We start from the raw sequence: 19,977 nt of genomic DNA, 5'->3' as shown, positions 1-19,977 counted from the left end.
GCTGCTCTGATGATTCCTGAGCTGGGCCAGTTGGCGATGATCCTGGCGATCTGCTTTGCCGCGGTTCAGGCCACCGTGCCACTGCTGGGCGCCTGGCGTGGCGACAGCCTGTGGATGGGCCTGGCGCGCCCGGCGGCCTGGGGCCAGTTCGCCTTCCTGGCGTTCGCCTTCGCCTGCCTGACCCACGCCTTCATGACCGACAACTTCTCGGTCGCCTACGTGGCCAGCAACTCCAACAGCGCCTTGCCTTGGTATTACAAATTCAGCGCCGTGTGGGGCGCCCATGAAGGCTCGTTGCTGCTCTGGGCCTTGATCCTCGGTGGCTGGACCTTCGCTGTCTCGGTATTCTCGCGCCAGCTGCCGCAGGTCATGCTGGCGCGGGTGCTGGCGGTGATGGGGATGATCAGTGTCGGCTTCCTGTCCTTCCTGATCATCACCTCCAACCCCTTCGCGCGCCTGTTGCCGCAAGTGCCCACGGACGGCAACGACCTCAATCCGCTGCTGCAGGACTTCGGCCTGATCGTCCACCCACCGATGCTGTACATGGGTTACGTGGGCTTCTCGGTGGCCTTCGCCTTCGCCATCGCCGCCTTGCTCGGCGGCCGCCTGGACGCTGCCTGGGCGCGCTGGTCGCGGCCCTGGACCCTGGTCGCCTGGGCCTTCCTCGGCATCGGCATCACCCTCGGCTCCTGGTGGGCCTACTACGAGCTGGGCTGGGGAGGCTGGTGGTTCTGGGATCCAGTGGAAAACGCCTCCTTCATGCCTTGGCTGGTGGGCACGGCGCTGATCCATTCGCTGGCGGTCACGGAAAAGCGCGGCGTCTTCAAGAGCTGGACGGTGCTGCTGGCCATCGCCGCCTTCTCCCTGAGCCTGCTGGGCACCTTCCTGGTCCGTTCGGGCGTGCTGACCTCGGTGCATGCCTTTGCCTCCGACCCGGCCCGTGGCGTGTTCATCCTGATCTTCCTGCTCTGCGTAGTCGGCGGTTCGCTGACCTTGTTCGCCTTGCGCGCTCCGGTGGTCAAGAGCCAGGTCGGCTTCGCCCTGTGGTCCCGTGAGACCCTGCTGATGGCCAACAACCTGGTTCTGGTAGTGGCGGCGTCGATGATCCTGCTCGGCACCCTCTACCCGTTGATCCTCGATGCTTTGACCGGCGCCAAGCTGTCGGTCGGGCCGCCGTACTTCGATGCCCTGTTCCTGCCGCTGATGGCGCTGCTCATGGTGGTGCTGGGCATTGGCGTGGTGGTGCGCTGGAAGGACACGCCGGGCAAATGGCTGGCTGGCATGATGACGCCGGTGCTGGTGGGCTGCGCGATCCTGGCACCGGTCGGTGGGCTGATCGTCGATGACTTCGACTGGCAGGTGCTGACCGCCTTCGCCCTGGCCGCCTGGATTGTTCTGGCCGGCTTGCGCGACATCCTCGACAAGACCCGTCACAAGGGCCTGTTCAAGGGCCTGCGCGGCCTGAACCGCAGCTACTGGGGCATGCACCTGGCACACCTGGGCCTGGCGGTCTGTGCCCTGGGCGTGGTGCTGTCGAGCAACAACAGCGCCGAGCGCGACCTGCGCATGGCGCCTGGCGAGTCGGTGGAGTTGGCCGGTTATCACTTCGTCTTTGAAGGCGCCGAGCACTTCGAGGGTCCCAACTTCACCTCCGACAAGGGCACGGTACGGGTGGTACGCGATGGTCGCGAGATCAGCGTGCTGCATCCAGAGAAGCGCCTGTACACCGTGCAGCAGTCGATGATGACCGAAGCCGGTATCGATGCCGGCTTCACCCGCGACCTTTACGTCGCCCTCGGCGAGCCGCTGGACAACGGCGCCTGGGCGGTGCGGGTACACATCAAACCCTATGTCCGCTGGATCTGGCTGGGTGGTCTGCTGACCGGCCTGGGCGGTTTGCTGGCGGCTTTCGATCGGCGCTACCGCGTCAAGGTCAAAGCCCGGGTGCGTGATGTCCTGGGCCTGTCTGGAGCCACTGCATGAAGCGTTGGATCATGGTGTTGCCGCTGGCGTTGTTCCTGCTGGTGGCGGTGTTTCTCTACCGGGGCCTGTACCTGGATCCCAGCGAGTTGCCATCGGCGATGATCGGCAAGCCGTTCCCGGACTTCTCCCTGGCCTCGGTGCAGGGCGACCGCAACCTGACCCAGGCCGACCTGATCGGCAAGCCCGCGCTGGTCAACGTCTGGGGGACCTGGTGCCCGTCCTGCAAGGTCGAGCACCCGTACCTGAACCAACTGGCCGAGCAGGGGGTGGTGATCCATGGGGTCAACTACAAGGATGACAACGCGGCTGCGCTGAAGTGGCTGAGCGAGTTCCACAACCCCTACCAGCTGGATATCCGTGACGAGCAAGGCACCCTGGGCCTGGACCTGGGCGTGTACGGCGCGCCGGAGACCTTCTTGATCGATGCCAAGGGCATCATCCGCTACAAGCATGTCGGCGTGGTCGATGCCACCGTGTGGCGCGAGCAACTGGCGCCCCTGTACCAGGGCCTGGTCGATGAGGCCCGGCAATGAGGCGCTGGCTGGCGGCCGCCGTGTTCGGCTTGAGCTTGGGCAGTGTGGCCCACGCGGCCATCGACACTTACCAGTTCGCCGATGACGCCGAGCGTGAGCGTTATCACCAACTGACCAAGGAACTGCGCTGCCCCAAGTGCCAGAACCAGGACATTGCCGACTCCAATGCGCCGATCGCCGCTGACCTGCGCCGGGAGATCTTCCGCATGCTCGGCGAGGGCAAGAGCAACCAGCAGATCGTCGACTTCATGGTCGACCGCTATGGTGACTTCGTGCGCTACAAGCCGGCGCTCACTGGCCGCACTTGGTTGCTCTGGTTCGGCCCGGGAATCCTCCTGGCTGGTGGTTTCGTGGTGTTGGCGCTGATCGTGCGCCGGCGCCGTGGCCAAGCTGTGGCCGGCCCCGTGGAACTGTCCGCCGAAGAACGCGAGCGCCTCGCCAAACTGCTGGATAAAGAAAAAAACCATGACTGATTTCTGGCTGTACGCGGGCCTGCTGTTGCTGGTGGCCCTTGGTTTCCTGTTGATTCCCGTGCTGCGTGGCCGCCGCCAGCAGTTGGAGGAGGATCGGACCGCCCTGAACGTCGCCCTGTACCAGGAGCGTGTCGCCGAACTGGCCGCGCAGCAAGAGGCCGGTGCGCTCGATGCCGAGCAGTTGGCCAAGGGCCGCGATGAGGCGGCCCGGGAGCTGCTGGCCGACACCGAGGGTGCCGAGGCGCCGCGCCAGGGCCGCCTGGGCAAGCCTCTGCCGCTGTTGGCGGCGATCCTGGTGCCGCTGCTGGGGCTTGGGCTGTACCTGCATTTTGGTGCTGCCGATAAGGTCGAGCTGACACGTGAGTTCGCTCAGGCACCGAAGAACATGCAGGAAATGACCTCGCGCCTGGAGCGTGTCGTCGCGGCCCAGCCGGACTCTGCCGAAGCCCTGTACTTCCTCGGCCGCGCCTACATGGCCGATGAGCGCCCTGCGGATGCGGCCAAGACCTTCGAGCGCGCCGTGGCCCTGGCCGGGCGCCAGCCCGAGTTGCTTGGTCAATGGGCCCAGGCGCTGTACTTCGCCAACGGCAAGCAATGGAACCCGCAACTGCAGGCCCTGACCGACGAAGCGCTCAAGACCGACCCCAAGGAAGTCACTAGCCTTGGCCTGCTGGGTATCGCAGCCTTCGAGGGGGAGCGCTACCAACAGGCCATCGATTACTGGCAGCGCCTGCTGGCCCAGTTGCCCGAGGGCGATGCTTCGCGGACGGCATTGCAGGGCGGTATCGACCGTGCCGCCGAGAAGCTCAAGGCTGACGGGGGCACGCCTGTTGAGGCTGCACCGGTGGCGGTCCGGCTCAAGGTCCGGGTAGAACTGGCCGCTGCGCTCAAGGACAAGGTCAAGCCCGACGACACGGTGTTCATCTTCGCCCGTGCCAGCAATGGCCCGCCCATGCCGCTGGCGGCCAAGCGTGTGACGGTCGCCCAGCTCCCTATCGAAGTCGAACTGAGCGACGCCGATGCCATGCTGGCGCAGATGAAACTGTCGGACTTTCCTGAAGTCCAACTGGTTGCGCGCGTTTCCCGTGCGGGCCAGCCGACCCAGGGTGAATGGATCGGCAAGGGTGCCCCCGTGGCGACTGGCACCAAGGCCGCGCAACACCTGACCATCGACAGCCCCGATTCGTAAGAGAGCCGCTCCATGAACAGCACCGTCCGCCTGACCCTGATCACCCTGGCACTGGGTCTGAGTGCGTGTACGGTGCAGCAACCGGCCGAGCAGCCGCCGCTGCCGCCGATCAAAACCACGCCACCGCCAAGCGGGCCGGTGGTCAAGCCTCTGCCCGGCGACAAACCCAGTGTGCCGAGCACGCCAGGCACGACCCCAGCACCCAAGCCCATGCCGCGCACTTCGGCCAGTTTCGCTCCGCCACCCGGCGGTGCCAGCCATTGGGACCCGCGCCTGGGCGTCTATGTGCTGGAGAAGAAGGCCAATACCTTCTACCGCCAGCGCACCTACTACCGCTGGGACAACGGCTGGAGCTGGTCCACCAGCCCCGACGGCCCTTGGCAGGAAACCGACAGCAGTGGTGTGCCGGGCGGTCTGGGCCGGGCTTTCGCGCAATAGCCCAAGCTGCGCATAATGCCCCCTCGCATTGAGCCGGAGGGTGGCATGAGCAAGACAGTCCTGGTGCTGGTGGAAACCGTTGATGATTACTTGCCGTTGCTGGAGCAGGCGGGCTATCGCCTGATCCGTGCACCGTCGCCGCAAGCGCGTGCCACGGCCATCGCCCACCACGCCGATGACATCGATGCAGTGCTGACGCGCGGCCCGTTGGGGCTCACGGCCGAGGAAATCGCTGCGCTGCCAAGGTTGCAGATCATCTGCGTGATCGGGGCCGGCTACGAACAGGTCGACCTGGCTGCCGCCGCGGCCCGCGGTATCACCGTCACCAATGGGGCCGGCGCCAACGCCACTGCAGTGGCCGACCATGCCATGGCCATGTTGCTTGGACTGCTGCGCGACATTCCCCGGGCCGATGCCAGTACCCGCCGCGGTGAGTGGAACCGGGTGATCAGCCCGTCTGTCTCGGGCAAGCGCATGGGCATCATCGGCCTGGGCGCCGTTGGCCTGGCGATTGCAAAGCGTGCGGCGCAAGGTTTCGATATGAGTGTCAGCTACCATAATCGCAGTCCTCGTGACGGCGTGCCCTACACCTACTACGACAGCGTGCCGAGCCTGGCCGAGGCCGTGGATATCCTCGTGGTCGCGACCCCGGGCGGGGCCGGTACGCAGCATCTGGTAGATGCCCAGGTGCTCGAAGCCCTGGGGCATGAGGGCTACCTGCTCAATATCGCGCGCGCTAGCGTGGTCGATAGCGAGGCCTTGGTGCAGGCCTTGCGGCAAGGGGGGATCGCCGGTGCCGCGCTGGATGTGTTCGATGACGAACCCAATGTGCCGGATGCCCTAAAGGCCCTGGGCAATACCCTGCTCACACCCCATGTCGCCGGCCAGTCGCCCGAAGCGGCGCGGGACACCGTGGCCCTGGTGCTGCGCAACTTGCAGGCGTTCTTTTCAGGTGAGCCGGTGCTGACGCCGGTCCTTCGCTGATCCCTTTCTTGAATCAACCTGAAGTGGCTTCAGGTTAGAGGAGCTTTTTGCATGCAACTCGAGATCTTCCAGGTCGACGCCTTCACCTCCACGCCATTCGGTGGCAACCCCGCAGCTGTCTGCCCGCTGCAAAGCTGGCTGCCGGATGAAACCCTGCAACTGATCGCAGCCGAGAACAACCTCTCGGAGACCGCCTATTTTGTACGCAATGGCGAAGGCTTCGACCTGCGCTGGTTCACCCCGACCGTGGAAGTGGACCTGTGTGGCCATGCGACCCTGGCGGCTGCCTGGGTGCTCTTCGAGCAGCTCGGCGAACAGTGCGAGGTGCTGCGCTTCAATACCCGCAGTGGCGAGTTGCGGGTCAGCCGAGCGGACGGCCGCCTGGCCATGGACTTCCCGGCCAAGCAACCGCTTGCCGAGGCGTTTCCGAATGGCCTGCTGGAGGCCTTGGGTCTGGAGCAGGCCCATGGACTGTTCCGCACCGATGACTACCTGGTGGTGATCGACGATGCCTCGCTGCTCGATGGCCTGGCCCCGGATTTCGCAGCTCTGGCGGCTTACGACGTAAGGGGGATCGCGGTGACTGCGCCGGGGCGTGGCTTCGACTTCGTCACCCGCTGGTTCGGGCCACGGGTGGGGGTGAACGAAGACCCGGTCACGGGCTCTGCGCATACCTCGCTGGCGCCTTACTGGGCGCAGCGCCTCGGCAAGCGCAGCCTGAGCTGCGAGCAGGGTGGGGCGCGCAAGGGGCAACTGCATTGTGAAGTGCAGGACAATGGCCGGGTGATCATCAGCGGGCAGGCTGCGTTGTACCTGCGTGGCACGATCTACATCTGATCCTGCATGCGTCGCCGAGCCGAGGTAGGAGGCCCCTTGCCTCTGGCAAGGCTTCGCCCGCTGACGCTGGCTCCTGCACGGCCCTGCGCTAGACTTATGTGCCCGTTCCTCATTGCGATGGAGCTCCGCCATGTCCCTGGAAAAACACGGCAGCTGTCTTTGTGGCGCCATCAAAGTCAGCGTGTCCCTGGAAAACGCCAGCGTTAACGCCTGCCACTGCAGCATGTGCCGTAAGTGGAGCGGTGGTCCGCTGCTGGTGGTGCACAGCACCCAACAGGTGCGTTACAGCGGCGCCGAGCCGAGTGTCTACGATTCGTCCGACTGGGCCCAGCGCGGGTTTTGCGGCCAGTGCGGCACGCACCTGTTCTACCGGCTCAAGGCCGGTGGCTTCGATGCGGTGCCGGTCGGGATCCTCGACGGTGACACCGATTGGGTCTTCGATCTGCAGGTGTTCGTCGACGAGAAGCCGGCGTATTACTGCTTCGCCAACCAGACTCAGGAAATGACCGGTGAGCAGGTGATGGCGCAGTTCAGCTAGCGGCCACTAGACCTGCGTTAGCGTGAAACCCCACGCGGTCTTGCCAAATCCGTTCATTCCTGAGAAAAGGCGGGCTCGAAATCCGCTTCAAGAGACCCGGCATGAGCAGCGAACTGCAAATCATCGATATCCAGGAAGGCGACGGCAAGGCCGTGGTCAAGGGCGCCCTGATCACCACCCAGTACACCGGCTGGTTGGAGGACGGCAGCGAGTTCGACTCGTCCTGGTCCCGTGGCAAGCCATTCCAGTGCGTGATTGGTACCGGCCGCGTGATCAAGGGGTGGGATCAAGGCCTGATGGGCATGCGCGTCGGCGGCAAGCGCAAGCTGCGAGTACCCGCGCACCTGGGCTATGGCGAGCGCAAGGTTGGCGCCATTCCACCGAACGCGGACCTGACCTTCGAGATCGAGCTGCTCGAGGTGCTTACCCGCGACGATTGACCGGCGTCTCAATCCGGAAATATGCCGACGATAGAGTCAGTCTGGCTCATGGATGGCTACCCAAGGATGAACCAATTGCCTGTATGGCACTCTGAAGCTCGCTCGCATCCATGGAGGGATGACTGACAAGGAGCCTCGCGGCGCAAGCCGCGGGGCAATCAGGCAGGGCAGCCCAACCCTATCGCCGCAAGAGTCTGTCGTCATGAAGTTGCCCTCGTTCGTTCTCCGTCGCCGCCATGCGCTCCTAGGCGCGGCGTTCACTGCTGTCATCGCGCCGCTGGCGTTGGAGGTGGTGGAAAGCCGGGCAGAGCCGGTCGATGGCACCCAGACCCTGGTGTTCCTGCGTCATGCCGAGAAACCCGACGAGGGCTTGGGTCAGCTCAACTGCCAGGGGCTGAACCGCGCCCTGGACCTGGCGACCCTGCTGCCCGAGAAATTCGGCAAGGCCGACTATGTATTCGCTGCCAACCCTTCGCGCCATGTCGAAGAGGGCAGCCGCGACGACTCCTACAGCTATATCCGCCCGTTGATGACCATTAGCCCCAGTGCCATCAAGCTGGGGCTGCCGGTGAACATCGACTTCGGCGCCAACGATACCGATGAGCTCGCCGAAGAACTGCTGAGCGACAAGTATCGCAATGCCACCGTCTACACCGCCTGGTCCCATGGCTACCTGCCTGATCTGATCAACGCCGTGGCCGGCGAGGCGCTGGGCGAGGAGCAGGTGATCACCGAGGACTGGGACGGCGATGATTTCGATTCGCTCTATGTCTTGACCCTGACTTGGAAGGACGGCAAGGCCAGCCTGCTCAGCCGCAACTACCGCCAGGGGCTGGATGGCGGCGAGCACGCCTGCCCCAGCTGATTTTTTGGTATCCGGACGTTTCTATTCTGATTAGGCTGGACCTCTCGGTGTGGGAGGGACCTCATGGAAGAACGGGTAACAGTGATCGGCGGGGGCGTGATTGGCCTGGCGACGGCGTACGCGTTGGTGCGTGAAGGCTTTTCGGTGGAACTGATCGAAGCCCGGGACAGCCTGGCCAGTGCGACCAGCTTCGCCAATGGGGGGCAACTGTCCTACCGCTATGTGGCGCCACTGGCCGATGCCGGCGTGCCCTGGCAGGCGCTGGGCTGGCTGTTGCGGCGGGAGTCGCCGCTACGCTTGCGGCCACGCCTGGACCCAGCCCAGTGGCGCTGGTTGATGGCGTTTTTGCGGGCCTGTCGGGGCTCGGTCAACCGCCGCAATGGCGAGGTCTTGCTCGAGCTGGCGTTGCACAGCCAGGCCACTCTGGCGCAATGGCGCGAGGTAGATGGCCTGGAGGGTTTCGCCTGGCGCCGCAACGGTAAGCTGGTGGCCTTCCGCACGCCACGTTCGTTCGCCCAGGCTCGTGCCCATCTGCTCGATCCGCAGGGCCAGCAGGTGCTGGATGGTGCTGAGGTGCGGGCGCTGGAGCCGGCCCTGGCGGATGGCTCGTTCATTGGTGGTGTGTTCACACCCGACGAAGAAGTTGCCGATTGTCATCGCTTCTGCCAGGTACTGGCCGAGCGCTTGCGTGCTTCGGGGCAATGCCGGTTCGTGTTCGGCCAGCCGGTGACACGGCTGTTGCACGACAAAGGCGAGGTGACGGCGTTGCAACTGGGCAGCGAGCAGTTACCGGTGCAGCAACTAGTGCTCTGCGCCGGTCACCGCAGCCCGGCCTTGCGCCTGCCGGGCCTGCATCTGCCGATCTATCCGCTCAAGGGCTACAGCCTTACCGCACCCATTGTGCCGGGGCAGCGGGCACCGCAAGTGAGTATCACCGACTACGAGCGCAAGATCGTCTATGCCCGCCTGGCGCAGCAGTTGCGCGTGGCGGCCATGGTGGACATCGTCGGTTTCGATGAGTCGGTGGATCCCCGGCGGTTGCGCAGCATGCGTGGGTTGGCGCAGGCGACTTTGCCGGATGCTGCCGATTACAGCCGAGCGGTGGAATGGGCCGGGATGCGGCCGGCGACACCGACCGGGGTGCCGCTGTTGGGGGCCAGCCCTTACCGCAACCTGTGGTTGAACCTGGGGCATGGAGCGCTGGGGTTCACCCTGGCGTGTGGCTGCGCGCAGCGGCTGGCCAGGATGCTTGCCAGCGAATAGGGCAGTGCAGACAACTACAGATGCATCACCTGCACTGACCCTGACGGGTATCGCGTGGATCTGGGGAACTGGCGGGTCAGCGCCCTAAGCGCATTGGCCAGCCCACGACCCGTTTGGCCCTGGGCGGCGCATAGGTCCGCACTTTCGATGTTTTCAACCCCAACCGTACCAGCGACTCGGCGATGGTCACCGCTGCGCTGACGCCGTCGACCACGGGCACGCCGGTGCGCTGGCGGATGCGTTCGTCGAGGCCGGCCATGCCGCCGCAACCGAGGCAGATCACTTCGGCCTTGTCGTCCTGTACGGCCCGTTCGGCCTGGCTGACGATCGCCTCTACCGCCCGTTGCGGGTCGGCCTCCAGGTCCAGTACCGCCAAGCCGCTGGCACGTACCGAGGCGCAGCGGTCGTAGAGGCCGGACAACTTCAGGCGGTCTTCGATCAAGGGCACGGTGCGGTCCAGGGTGGTCACTACCGAATAGGCGTGGCCCAGGTACATGGCCGTGCTGGCGGCGGCGTCGGTGATGTCCACCACCGGCACTTCGAGCAGCTCCTGCAGGCCTTCGCGGCCATGTTCGCCGTAGCCGGCCTGGATCACCGCATCGAAGGGTTCCTCATAGGACAGTACGCGGTCCATGACGGCGATGGCAGCCAGGTAGCTTTCGAAGTTGCCTTCGACGGATTCGGCACCGAACCAGGGCGTCAGGCCGACGATCTCGGTGCCCGGCGCGGCGACGCTGCGGGCTTGTTCGGCAATGGCCTCGGTGATGGCTTCGGTGGTGTTGACGTTGACGATCAGAATGCGCATGAACGGCTCTCCGCAATCAATGGCTGCTGTGGTCGACGGCGATGCGTTCGCCGCTGACATCCAGGTATTGGTTATGGCGCTGGGCGACCAGCAGGTAGAGGGCGGCGGCGATGCCGGCACCGATCAGCCAGGAGAAGGGCGCCACGCTGTGGAAGTTGGGCACCAGGGCCAGGACGATGGCCAGCAAGGCGGCGGGAATGAACGCGGCCAGGGCACGCAGGTTGACCCCGCGGTGGTAGTGATAGGCGCCGTCCGGGTGCTCGCTGTACAGCTCCGGCACGTTGACTCGTCCCTTACGCAGCAGCCAGTAGTCGGCCATGATCACGCCGTACAGTGGGCCGAGCAGAGCGCCGAGGCCGGACAGGAAGTAGACGATCACCAGCGGGCTGTTGTAGAGGTTCCACGGCAGGATGAGCACCGCCAGGGTGGCGCTGATCAGCCCGGCTCGGCGGAAGTTCAGGTGACGCGGCGCCAGGTTGCTGAGGACGAAGGCCGGTGCGACGAAGTTGGCCATGATGTTCACCGCCACGGTGACGATCAGGAAGGCCAGGCAACCGAGCACCAGGAACAGGGTGTTGGGGATATTGGCGACGATCTGTGTCGGGCTGTCGATGATTTGCCCGTTGATCTGGAACTGTGCGCCGCACAGCACCACGGTGATCACGGCAAAGGCCAGGATGTTCACCGGCAGGCCCCAGAAGTTGCCGACGCGGATGGTCTTGCGGCACGGCGAGGAGCGGGCGAAGTCGCAGAAGTTCAGCACCAGGGTGCCGTAGATCGCCAGCCACAGTGCGCCACCGGCGAAGATGTTGCGCCACATCTCGAAGCCCGTCAGGGGTTCGTTCACCGACCAGGCGATGCGTGCGTCGGCCTGGAAGTACATCCACCCCGCGAGGCTGGCCACGGTCAGCAGGATCACCGGACCGGCGAACGCCTCGTAGCGGCGCACCATCTCCATGCCGTAGGCAAGGATCACCAACTGCACCAGCCAGATCGACACGAAGCACACCCAGCCCAGGCTCGACAGGCCAAGGATGCTGTCCTGGTCATAGGCCGCCAGGTGTGGCCACACCGCCATGAGCAGTACCCGTAGCACCACCGAGGCCAGGTAGGTCTGGATGCCGAACCAGGCGATGGCGATCACTGCGCGGATCAGTGCGGGGATCTGCGCGCCATGGATGCCGAAGGCGATGCGGCTGATGACCGGGAAGGGCACGCCGGTCTTCTGGCCCATGTAGCCGGACAGGTTCATGAAGAAGTACACCAGCGCCGCGCCGATGGCCAGCGACAGCAGGATCTGCCAGCCACCCAGGCCAAGGGCGAAGAGGCCCATGGCGAAGGAGTAGTTGGCGATGTTGTGCACATCATTGGTCCATAACGCGAAGATGCTGTAGCCCCCCCAGCGCCGGCCTTCGAGTCGGGTCGGTGCGAGGTCGCGGTTGTGCAGGCGTGGGCTCAGTTCAGGAAGCGGAAGATCACCGGTGTCGGTGGATGCGGGTGTGGTGCTGGCCACGGAAAGTTCAGGGGCAAGGTTGAGGCTTGTACTCATTCCGGCAGGCTCCTGATGCGTGCGTACTGCGAGGAGCGGGCATGCGCACGGGCTCGCCATCTCGTCGGTGCAGGCATTGGCATCACTGGGTTCAGGGCTTCTGCAGCCTGTCTTGGGGCAGGCGTGCGGGTTAATGTGTATTTATGTTTTGTCTGGTTTGTATACAAAACATGAACACACTAAAGCCAGTTCCATGCCAGGAAACTTGTAGGGGGCGAGGTGACTCATTTTCGAACTTATGTCTTTGAAACATAAGTGGATGAAATCTTGAAAATATAAGTTGACCATTTGAACAGTTTTTATTTTTTACAGGCCTATTTGTTGATTTTCAGGTCAACTTATACCGCTCTATGGCTGTAACGTTATGGGGCGTTACTTGGGGAAGTGCACACAAAAATGGCACTTTAGGTGACATAAGTGTGTACAAAAACTGATCGATCAGTTCATCGGCGGCAACCGTCGTCTCACCGAGGTCTTCTTAATGATCGCGGTATTGGTTTCCGCATGGACGTTGAGCTTGTCCAGCAAGGAATCGAGTTGCTCCATGGTGCGCACATGCAGGCGGGCGATGAAGCAGTCCTCGCCGGTGACTTTGTCGCACTCGGTGAACTCGGGGATAGCGATGATCTGCCGTTCCACTTCCTGCAACTGCCCGGGCAAGGGGCGGATGCGCACGATGGCCTGCAACTGATAGCCGAAGCAGCGGGGGTCGATGTCCACGGTGTAGCCGCGCAATACACCGCGTTCTTCCAGGCGGCGCAGCCGCTCGCTGACGCTGGGCGCGGACAGGCCGCTGAGCTGGGCCAGGGCTTTGAGGGAGCGGCGCGAGTCTTCCATCAAGGCGTTGATCAGCAGTTGGTCGATGTCGTCGGTCATGTTGGCCTCGTCAGGCAAAATTGTGAATTCACCTTGATAGTAAAGGTAGACTCTTGATTCTTCCTTCGTTATCCGCTGGATGGCGTGTCAGTGCCTTCGGCATACTGTTTCCATCGTTAAACGGAGGTGTGTGATGGACAGTTCAGTACGTCGTGGTTCATTGGAAATGACCGCTGCCATGCTGATTTCCGGGACCATTGGCTGGTTCGTGCTGGTGTCGGGACAGCCGGTGCTGGATGTGGTGTTCTGGCGCTGCCTGTTCGGCGCCGGAACCCTGCTGCTGATCTGCGCTGCTATGGGCTTTCTCAAGCCGGGCGTGATCGGCCGTACTGCTTTTCTTCTGGCGCTGCTCAGCGGCGTGGCCATCGTCGGTAACTGGGTGCTGTTGTTCGCCTCCTACTCGCGAGCCTCGATCGCCATCGGCACGGCGGTGTACAACGTCCAGCCTTTCATATTGGTCGGCCTGGCTGCGCTATTTCTCGGCGAGAAGATCACCGTGCCCAAGCTGTTCTGGCTGAGCCTGGCCTTTGTCGGGATGCTGGCCATCGTCAGCGCCCACGGCAGCCAGCAGGGCAGCGGCAGCGACTACCTGCTGGGGATTGTCCTGGCCTTGGGTGCGGCGTTCCTCTATGCCGTGGCTGCGATGATCATCAAGCGCCTGAGCGGCACGTCACCGCACCTGATCGCGCTGATCCAGGTGTGCACCGGTATCGTTCTGCTGGCGCCGTGGGCCAATGTCGGCAACCTACCCACCGAGGCGTCGGCATTGGCTAGCTTGGTGACATTGGGCATGGTCCACACCGGATTGATGTACGTGCTGCTGTACAGCGCCATCCAGCGCCTGCCGACGGCCCTGACTGGCGCTTTGTCGTTCATCTACCCGATTGCGGCGATCCTGGTCGACTGGTTTGCCTTTGGCCATCGCCTGGCGCCCTTGCAGTGGGTGGGCGTGGCGGCGATCCTGCTGGCCGCGGCCGGTATGCAGCAAGGCTGGTGGTTCAGGCCCGCTGCGCGCCGGGCCGCCGTCAAGCCGGACTGAGCCGGCGGGCAGGCACTGGTGAGGAAGGGGGCGTAGAATAGCCCCCTTTTTGCGTTAGCGACTTTGCCATGACTTCCGTGATCCAAACCCTTGAGCAGCACTTGCTCGTGGCCCTCGACCCCGTTCCCGAAGAAACCCGCCGCCTGTTCCATGGCCGCGGTCGCTGTTGGCCGGGATTGGAGCAGATCACTGTCGATTGGCTGCAGGGCGTGTTGCTGGTGGCGCTGTTCCGTGAGCCGCCTGCAGGGCAGTTGGCTGAGCTGGAAGCCATGCTGCGTTCGTTGGCCGAGCGCTCGCAATGTACCGGCCAGGCCATCCTCATCCAGCATCGCTACCTGCCGGACAGCCCTGGCCAGTGGCTACTGGGCGACCCCTGCCAGCAACGCGAAGTGACCGAGGACGGCCTGAAGTACCTGCTCGATCTGGGTGTGCGGCAGAACAATGGGCTGTTCCTCGACATGCGTTACGGGCGCCGCTGGGTTCGGCAGCAGGCAGCGGGCAAGCGGGTGCTCAATCTGTTCGCCTACACCTGTGGCTTCTCGGTTGCGGCGATTGCCGGGGACGCAGAGCAGGTGGTCAACCTCGACATGGCCAAGGCGGCGCTGTCCCGTGGCCGCGATAATCATCGGCTCAATGGGCATGACGTGGGGCAGGTGGCGTTTCTTGGGCACGAGTTGTTCAAGTCGTGGGGCAAGGTACGCAAATATGGGCCGTATGACCTGATCATCATCGATCCGCCGAGCTTCCAACGGGGCAGCTTCGTGCTGACCCAGGATTACGCGAAGATCCTGCGTCGACTGCCGGAGTTGTTGAGCGAGGGGGGGACGGTGTTGGCCTGCGTGAATGATCCGGGGATTGGTTCGCAGTTCCTGATCGACGGCATGGCGGAGCATGCGCCTGTGCTGGCGTTTGTCGAGCGGCTGGAGAATCCGCCGGAGTTTCCTGATGCGGATCCTGAGGGTGGGTTGAAGGCGCTGGTGTTTCGTCTGGAGAGCTGATTCAGGTCGTGCCGGCGCTATCGCGGGCAAGCCCGCTCCTACAGTGGAATGAGGAGCGGCTGCGAATGGGGCGCAACGCGCCCCTGTGTTGCGGTCTTACTGGCCGGTATAGATCTGGTCGAACACGCCACCGTCATTGAAGTGGGTCTTCTGCACGGTGCGCCAGTCACCGAAGGTTTTTTCCACCGAGAGGAAGTCGACTTTCGGGAAACGGTCGGTGTACTTGGCCAGCACGGTGGCGTCACGCGGGCGCAGGTAGTTCTGCGCGGCGATTTCCTGGGCTTCTGGCGACCACAGGTACTTCAGGTATTCCTCAGCCACGGCACGGGTGCCTTTCCTCTCCACTACCTTGTCGACCACGCTTACCGGAGGCTCGGCCTCGGCAGACACGCTCGGGTAGACCACTTCGAACTGGTCGCGGCCGAACTCGCGGGCGATCATCTCGGCTTCGTTCTCGAACGTTACCAGTACGTCGCCGATCTGGTTGGTCATGAAGGTGGTGGTGGCGGCGCGGCCACCGGTGTCGAGCACTGGCGCCTGCTTGAACAGTTTGCCGACGAACTCGCGTGCCTTGTTCTCGTCACCGCCTTCTTTGAGGACATAACCCCAGGCCGAGAGGTAGGTGTAGCGGCCGTTACCCGAGGTCTTGGGGTTGGGCACGATCACCTGTACGCCGTCTTTGAGCAGGTCCGGCCAGTCCTTCAGGGCCTTGGGGTTGCCTTTGCGCACGATGAACACGGTGGCCGAGGTGAACGGCGCGCTGTTGTTCGGCAGACGGGTCACCCAGTTGTCGGGCACCAGCTTGCCGTTGTCTACCAGGGCATTGATGTCGGTGGCCATGTTCATGGTGATGACGTCAGCCGGCAGGCCATCGATCACTGCTCGTGCCTGTTTGCTCGAGCCGCCGAAGGACATTTGTACGTTGACCTTTTCTTTGTGCTCGGCTTCCCAGTGCTTCTGGAACGCCGGGTTGTAGTCCTTGTAGAAGTCGCGCATCACGTCATAGGAGACGTTGAGCAGGGTGGGCGCGGCCTGGGCCAGGTTGCCCAAGGCGAGGCCGGCGGCCAGCAGTGAGGCACTGAAGAGTTTTTTCACGACGCATTCCTTGTACGAGTAGTGTTGTTGGCGATATGCCAGCGACTATAACGGTTCGTTCTTAGGCGATTAAAGACCAAAAGGCTCTTTGCTTATTCGGATTTCCTGAAAAGGCATCGCCACGGCGGGAGCAGGAACGACGTTTCAACTGGGCAGGTGAGGCGTTGCGTCGTTGCGGCTCGCTCGCGCCAGGCGGCCACCCAAGTGCATCAGCCAGCAGGCCAGCACGAATGGGGCGGTCAGCCCGGAGACCGGCAGCAGGTTGAACAGGGGTTGCAGAAGCAGCGTCAGGAGGATCGCCAGCAAGGGCAGTATGGGTTGCTCGCGTTGCCGGCTGAAGGCCAGGGCGGCCAGGGCGGCATTGAAACCGAACAGGCCTTGCCAGGCGGCCTGTGCTTCACCGCTGAGCAGCGCCACGCTGCCGCCGATGGCCGAGCCGAGCAATGCCCAGAAGGCCGCGTAACGATTGGCGATGAACATGCCGATGGCGATCAGCAGGCCGGCCAACGGCTTATCGAGCAGGAAGATCTGCCCCAGGCCCCGGCCCAGGGCATACAGTGGGTTGGCCTCGACCGGCGCGTTGGCGGCAGTCGGCTCGGCCAGCAGCAGGGTGCCCCAGCCCAGCAGTACGAAGGGCGAGGTGTAGGCGATCAGCAGTTTGCCACCGCGCTTGCGCCACTGGTGGGTGATGATGCTGGAGAGGCCGCCGGCGGCGATGATCAGCGGCGGCAGGATGGCCGACCAGGGCAGCACTGCGCTGATCAGGATGCCGATCAGCACGCCGTTGTAGCTATACAGCCCGGCTTGGCGGTCGGCTCGGTCGTAGCCGCGGCGTTGGGCGGTGAGCAAGCCGGTGAGGGCGCCGAGCAGGGCTCCGCCGACCAGGCTGGGGGCGGTCAGAAGGATGGCCAGCAGGCAGCACAGGCCACACAGTGGGTTGCGCAGCAGCAGCACCTGGCTGAAGCCATTGAGCAGCGCCGTGGCCCAGTCGGGGCACGGGTTGACGAAATTCTTGGTGTACATGGGGCAGTCAGGAAGGTTGAGGGGGAGCGGTGGGCCTCTTCGGGGCCTCGGTTTTTCCGCAGTGCTTTTGTGCCCTGGCACCTGTAGGAGCGGACTTGCCCGCGATGGCGATGGATCAGGCGGCAAGGTTGTCCATGCCGACGCTATCGCGGGCAAGCCCGCTCCTACAGGGGATCAGCAGCGTTTCAGATCAAGGTTTCGATCCGCAGGGTGTTAGTCGATCCCGGTTTGCCGAAAGGCACGCCAGCGGTGATCAGCAGGGTGTCACCCCGGCTGGCCATACCCTGGGCCTGGGCGATCTCCAGGGCGGTGGAGCAGATCTCGTCGACTTGGCGCAGGCGGTCATTGACCACCGAATGCACGCCCCAGGTAACGCTCAGGCGGCGGGCGGTGGCCAGGTTGGGCGTCAGGTTGAGGATCGGTGCCCGTGGCCGCTCGCGGGCGGCGCGCAGGGTCGAGGCGCCCGACTCGCTGTAGTTGACCAGCACCGCCACCGGCAGGATGCCGCTGATGCGGCGGATCGCGCAGCTGATGGCGTCCGACACCGTAGCCTCGGCCTTGGGCCGACCAACGTCCAATTGGGCCTGGTAGTCCGGACCGTTCTCCACCTGGCGGATGATCTTGCTCATCATCTGCACCGCTTCTAGCGGGTAGTCACCGGAGGCGGTCTCGGCCGACAGCATCACCGCGTCGGCGCCTTCGGCCACGGCGTTGGCGACGTCGGTGACTTCGGCGCGAGTCGGGGCTGGCGAGAAGCGCATGGACTCGAGCATCTGCGTCGCCACCACCACCGGTTTGCCGAGCTGGCGGCAAGTGCCGATGATCTGCTTCTGGATCTGCGGCACGCTTTCGGCCGGCACTTCCACACCCAAATCGCCCCGGGCGACCATGATCGCGTCGGACGCTTCGGCAATGGCCTGCAACTGGGCCACGGCCGAAGGTTTTTCGATCTTGGCCATCAGGTAGGCGCGGTCGCCGATCAGTTGGCGCGCTTCGGCGATGTCTTCGGGGCGCTGGACGAACGACAGGGCTACCCAGTCCACGCCCAGCTCCAGGCCGAAGGCCAGGTCGCGGCGGTCCTTGGCGGTCAGCGGGCTGAGGTCGAGCACCGCCTGGGGTACGTTGACGCCCTTGCGGTCCGACAGCTCGCCACCGGCAAGCACTTCGGTGTCGATGGCATCGCTGTGCTTGGCGGTCACCCGCAGGCGCAGCTTGCCGTCATCGAGCAGCAGGTCCATACCCGGCTCCAGCGCAGCGATGATCTCCGGGTGCGGCAGGTTGACTCGGCGACTGTCGCCCGGAGTGCTGTCCAGGTCCAGGCGCAGGGCCTGGCCACGCTGCAGCTGGACCTTGCCGTCGGCGAAGCGGCCGACGCGCAGTTTGGGCCCTTGCAGGTCCATGAGAATGCCCAGCGGGTAGTTCAGCTGGCTTTCCACTTCGCGGATCCACTGGTAGCGCAGGGCGTGGTCGGCGTGTTCGCCGTGGCTGAAGTTGAGGCGGAAGATGTTCACCCCGGCTTCGACCAGTTGACGGATCTCGTCGATGCCTTTGATCGCGGGGCCGAGGGTGGCGAGGATTTTGACTTTTTTATCAGGCGTCATGATTGCGGGTCTCGAGGATCAGGATGGCGCGGAAGTCGTTCACGTTGGTCCGGGTCGGCTCCGTGATGATCAGTGCATCGAGCGCGGCGAAGTAGCCGTAGCCGTTGTTGTTGTCCAACTCGTCGGAGGCCGACAGGCCCAGGGCCTGGGCGTGGGCGTAGCTGTCGGGAGTCATGATGGCCCCGGCATTCTCCTCCGAGCCGTCGATACCGTCGGTGTCGCCGGCCAGGGCATAGACGCCGGGCAGGCCTTTGAGGCTTTCGGTGAGGCTGAGAAGGAATTCGGCGTTGCGTCCGCCACGGCCATTGCCGCGTACGGTCACGGTGGTCTCGCCACCGGAGAGGATCACACAGGGCGCCGGCAGTGGCTGGCCGTGCTGGACGATCTGCCGGGCGATGCCGGCGTGGACCTTGGCCACCTCGCGCGACTCGCCTTCCAGGTCGCCGAGGATCAGCGGGCTGAAGCCGGCCTGGCGGGCTTTCACTGCTGCCGCTTCCAGCGACTGCTGGGGCCGGGCGATCAGTTGGAAGTGGCTGCGGGCCAGGGCCGGGTCGTCGGCCTTGACGGTTTCGGAGGCCGGGTTGTTCAACCAGTCGATGACGGCCTTGGGCGCTTCGATGTTATAGCGCTTGAGGATGGCCAGGGCATCGGCCGAGGTGCTCGGGTCGGCTACGGTGGGGCCGGATGCGATGACCGTGGCCAGGTCGCCCGGCACGTCGGAAATCGCGTAGGTGTAGACAGTGGCGGGCCAACAGGCCTTGGCCAGGCGGCCGCCCTTGATCGCCGAGAGGTGCTTGCGCACGCAGTTCATTTCACCAATGGTCGCGCCGGATTTGAGCAGCGCTTTGTTGATCTGTTGCTTGTCGGCCAGGGTCAGGCCTTCGGCAGGCAGGGCGAGCAGCGCCGAGCCTCCGCCGGAGAGCAGGAAGATCACCCGGTCGCTTTCGTCGAGGTCGCTGACCAGCTCCAGTACGCGCTTGGCCACGGCTAGGCCGGCGGCGTCGGGAACCGGGTGAGCGGCTTCGACCACCTCGATCTTCTGGCAGTTGGCGCCGTGGCCGTAGCGGGTCACCACCAGCCCAGAGACTTCGCCCTGCCAACTGCGCTCTACCACTTCGGCCATGGCGGCGGCGGCCTTGCCGGCGCCGATGACAATGACGCGGCCGCTGCGGTCGCGGGGCAGGTGGGGTTCGAGGACCTGGCGGGGGTGTGCGGCGTCGATGGCTGTGTCGAACAGCTCGCGGAGAATTTTTTGCGGATCGACCGACATGGCAGGCTCCCAATCTTATTGTTATGCAGAATCGAAAACGCCCCCGGATCTGCCTCCGTGCAGGCCGAACCAGGGGCGGTGTTGCTCGTTGTCATGTAGGAGCGAGCATCAGCCGTGGCAACGTTGTTGTCTGAGCGATCGCAATCGCGGGCAAGCCCGCTCCTACAGCGACAGGACC

The 19,977-nt window shown here is 64.2% G+C and carries 20 protein-coding genes; 13 read left to right on the top strand and 7 right to left on the bottom strand.

Features of this window, described 5'->3' with window-relative positions:
• Positions 1 to 9 precede the first annotated feature (9 nt).
• The 11 genes from ACYU03_RS17820 (at position 10) to ACYU03_RS17770 (ending at position 9,543) form a co-directional block, all read left to right on the top strand.
• Positions 10 to 1,983: a heme lyase CcmF/NrfE family subunit gene (locus ACYU03_RS17820; RefSeq protein ID WP_461891492.1), complete on the top strand. Its 1,974-nt coding sequence runs from the start codon at positions 10 to 12 to the stop codon at positions 1,981 to 1,983.
• Positions 1,980 to 2,516, top strand: a complete 537-nt coding sequence (locus ACYU03_RS17815; RefSeq protein WP_461885957.1) for a DsbE family thiol:disulfide interchange protein — start codon at positions 1,980 to 1,982, stop codon at positions 2,514 to 2,516. The genes ACYU03_RS17820 and ACYU03_RS17815 overlap by 4 nt, the downstream gene beginning before the upstream one ends.
• Entirely contained in the window at positions 2,513 to 2,989 is a 477-nt protein-coding gene (locus tag ACYU03_RS17810) for a cytochrome c-type biogenesis protein (protein WP_461885956.1), read from the top strand. The genes ACYU03_RS17815 and ACYU03_RS17810 overlap by 4 nt, the downstream gene beginning before the upstream one ends.
• A complete protein-coding gene (gene ccmI, locus ACYU03_RS17805; protein WP_461885955.1) occupies positions 2,982 to 4,178 on the top strand; it encodes a c-type cytochrome biogenesis protein CcmI in 1,197 nt (398 codons plus the stop codon). The genes ACYU03_RS17810 and ccmI overlap by 8 nt, the downstream gene beginning before the upstream one ends.
• A gap of 12 nt (positions 4,179 to 4,190) precedes the next feature.
• Positions 4,191 to 4,616, top strand: a complete 426-nt coding sequence (locus ACYU03_RS17800) for a hypothetical protein (RefSeq protein WP_461885954.1) — start codon at positions 4,191 to 4,193, stop codon at positions 4,614 to 4,616.
• A 45-nt stretch (positions 4,617 to 4,661) separates the two neighbouring features.
• Complete coding sequence (locus ACYU03_RS17795; protein WP_461885953.1) at positions 4,662 to 5,600, top strand: 2-hydroxyacid dehydrogenase; 939 nt, start codon at positions 4,662 to 4,664, stop codon at positions 5,598 to 5,600.
• Positions 5,601 to 5,651: 51 nt separating this feature from the next.
• On the top strand, positions 5,652 to 6,437 hold the full coding sequence (locus tag ACYU03_RS17790) for a PhzF family phenazine biosynthesis protein (protein WP_461885952.1): 786 nt from the start codon (positions 5,652 to 5,654) through the stop codon (positions 6,435 to 6,437).
• Between the two features lie 130 nt (positions 6,438 to 6,567).
• Positions 6,568 to 6,975, top strand: coding sequence for a GFA family protein (locus ACYU03_RS17785; protein WP_461885951.1), 408 nt, complete (start codon positions 6,568 to 6,570; stop codon positions 6,973 to 6,975).
• A 101-nt stretch (positions 6,976 to 7,076) separates the two neighbouring features.
• Positions 7,077 to 7,415: an FKBP-type peptidyl-prolyl cis-trans isomerase gene (locus tag ACYU03_RS17780; protein WP_461885950.1), complete on the top strand. Its 339-nt coding sequence runs from the start codon at positions 7,077 to 7,079 to the stop codon at positions 7,413 to 7,415.
• Positions 7,416 to 7,617: 202 nt separating this feature from the next.
• Positions 7,618 to 8,280, top strand: coding sequence for a histidine phosphatase family protein (locus ACYU03_RS17775; protein ID WP_461885949.1), 663 nt, complete (start codon positions 7,618 to 7,620; stop codon positions 8,278 to 8,280).
• A gap of 63 nt (positions 8,281 to 8,343) precedes the next feature.
• A complete protein-coding gene (locus ACYU03_RS17770) occupies positions 8,344 to 9,543 on the top strand; it encodes a D-amino acid dehydrogenase (protein WP_461885948.1) in 1,200 nt (399 codons plus the stop codon).
• A gap of 76 nt (positions 9,544 to 9,619) precedes the next feature.
• Here ACYU03_RS17770 and ACYU03_RS17765 read toward each other — a convergent pair whose 3' ends face one another.
• From ACYU03_RS17765 to ACYU03_RS17755, 3 genes are all read right to left on the bottom strand, one after another.
• Entirely contained in the window at positions 9,620 to 10,348 is a 729-nt protein-coding gene (locus tag ACYU03_RS17765) for an aspartate/glutamate racemase family protein (RefSeq protein ID WP_461885947.1), read from the bottom strand.
• A 16-nt stretch (positions 10,349 to 10,364) separates the two neighbouring features.
• Positions 10,365 to 11,897: an NCS1 family nucleobase:cation symporter-1 gene (locus tag ACYU03_RS17760; protein WP_461885946.1), complete on the bottom strand. Its 1,533-nt coding sequence runs from the start codon at positions 11,895 to 11,897 to the stop codon at positions 10,365 to 10,367.
• Between the two features lie 438 nt (positions 11,898 to 12,335).
• Positions 12,336 to 12,773, bottom strand: coding sequence for an Lrp/AsnC family transcriptional regulator (locus tag ACYU03_RS17755; RefSeq protein ID WP_461885945.1), 438 nt, complete (start codon positions 12,771 to 12,773; stop codon positions 12,336 to 12,338).
• Between the two features lie 133 nt (positions 12,774 to 12,906).
• Between ACYU03_RS17755 and ACYU03_RS17750 the strand changes: the two genes are divergently transcribed.
• The gene (locus ACYU03_RS17750; protein WP_461885944.1) at positions 12,907 to 13,812 is read left to right on the top strand and encodes a DMT family transporter; all 906 of its coding nucleotides are present in this window, start codon (positions 12,907 to 12,909) and stop codon (positions 13,810 to 13,812) included.
• Between the two features lie 68 nt (positions 13,813 to 13,880).
• Entirely contained in the window at positions 13,881 to 14,810 is a 930-nt protein-coding gene (locus ACYU03_RS17745; protein WP_461885943.1) for a class I SAM-dependent methyltransferase, read from the top strand.
• A 96-nt stretch (positions 14,811 to 14,906) separates the two neighbouring features.
• Here the strand turns inward: ACYU03_RS17745 and ACYU03_RS17740 are convergent, their stop codons facing one another.
• The 4 genes from ACYU03_RS17740 to ACYU03_RS17725 all read right to left on the bottom strand — a co-directional run bounded on the left by ACYU03_RS17740 (position 14,907) and on the right by ACYU03_RS17725 (position 19,799).
• Entirely contained in the window at positions 14,907 to 15,905 is a 999-nt protein-coding gene (locus ACYU03_RS17740; protein ID WP_461885942.1) for a sulfate ABC transporter substrate-binding protein, read from the bottom strand.
• Between the two features lie 144 nt (positions 15,906 to 16,049).
• A complete protein-coding gene (locus ACYU03_RS17735; protein ID WP_461885941.1) occupies positions 16,050 to 16,928 on the bottom strand; it encodes an urea transporter in 879 nt (292 codons plus the stop codon).
• Between the two features lie 185 nt (positions 16,929 to 17,113).
• A complete protein-coding gene (gene pyk, locus ACYU03_RS17730) occupies positions 17,114 to 18,529 on the bottom strand; it encodes a pyruvate kinase (protein ID WP_461885940.1) in 1,416 nt (471 codons plus the stop codon).
• The gene (locus tag ACYU03_RS17725) at positions 18,519 to 19,799 is read right to left on the bottom strand and encodes a glycerate kinase type-2 family protein (RefSeq protein WP_461885939.1); all 1,281 of its coding nucleotides are present in this window, start codon (positions 19,797 to 19,799) and stop codon (positions 18,519 to 18,521) included. Before ACYU03_RS17725 ends, pyk begins: the two co-directional genes overlap by 11 nt.
• Between the last annotated feature and the right edge of the window lie 178 nt (positions 19,800 to 19,977).

This window comes from Pseudomonas sp. X10 (assembly GCF_054889225.1).
This window is presented reverse-complemented; position numbering and strand designations above follow the sequence as displayed.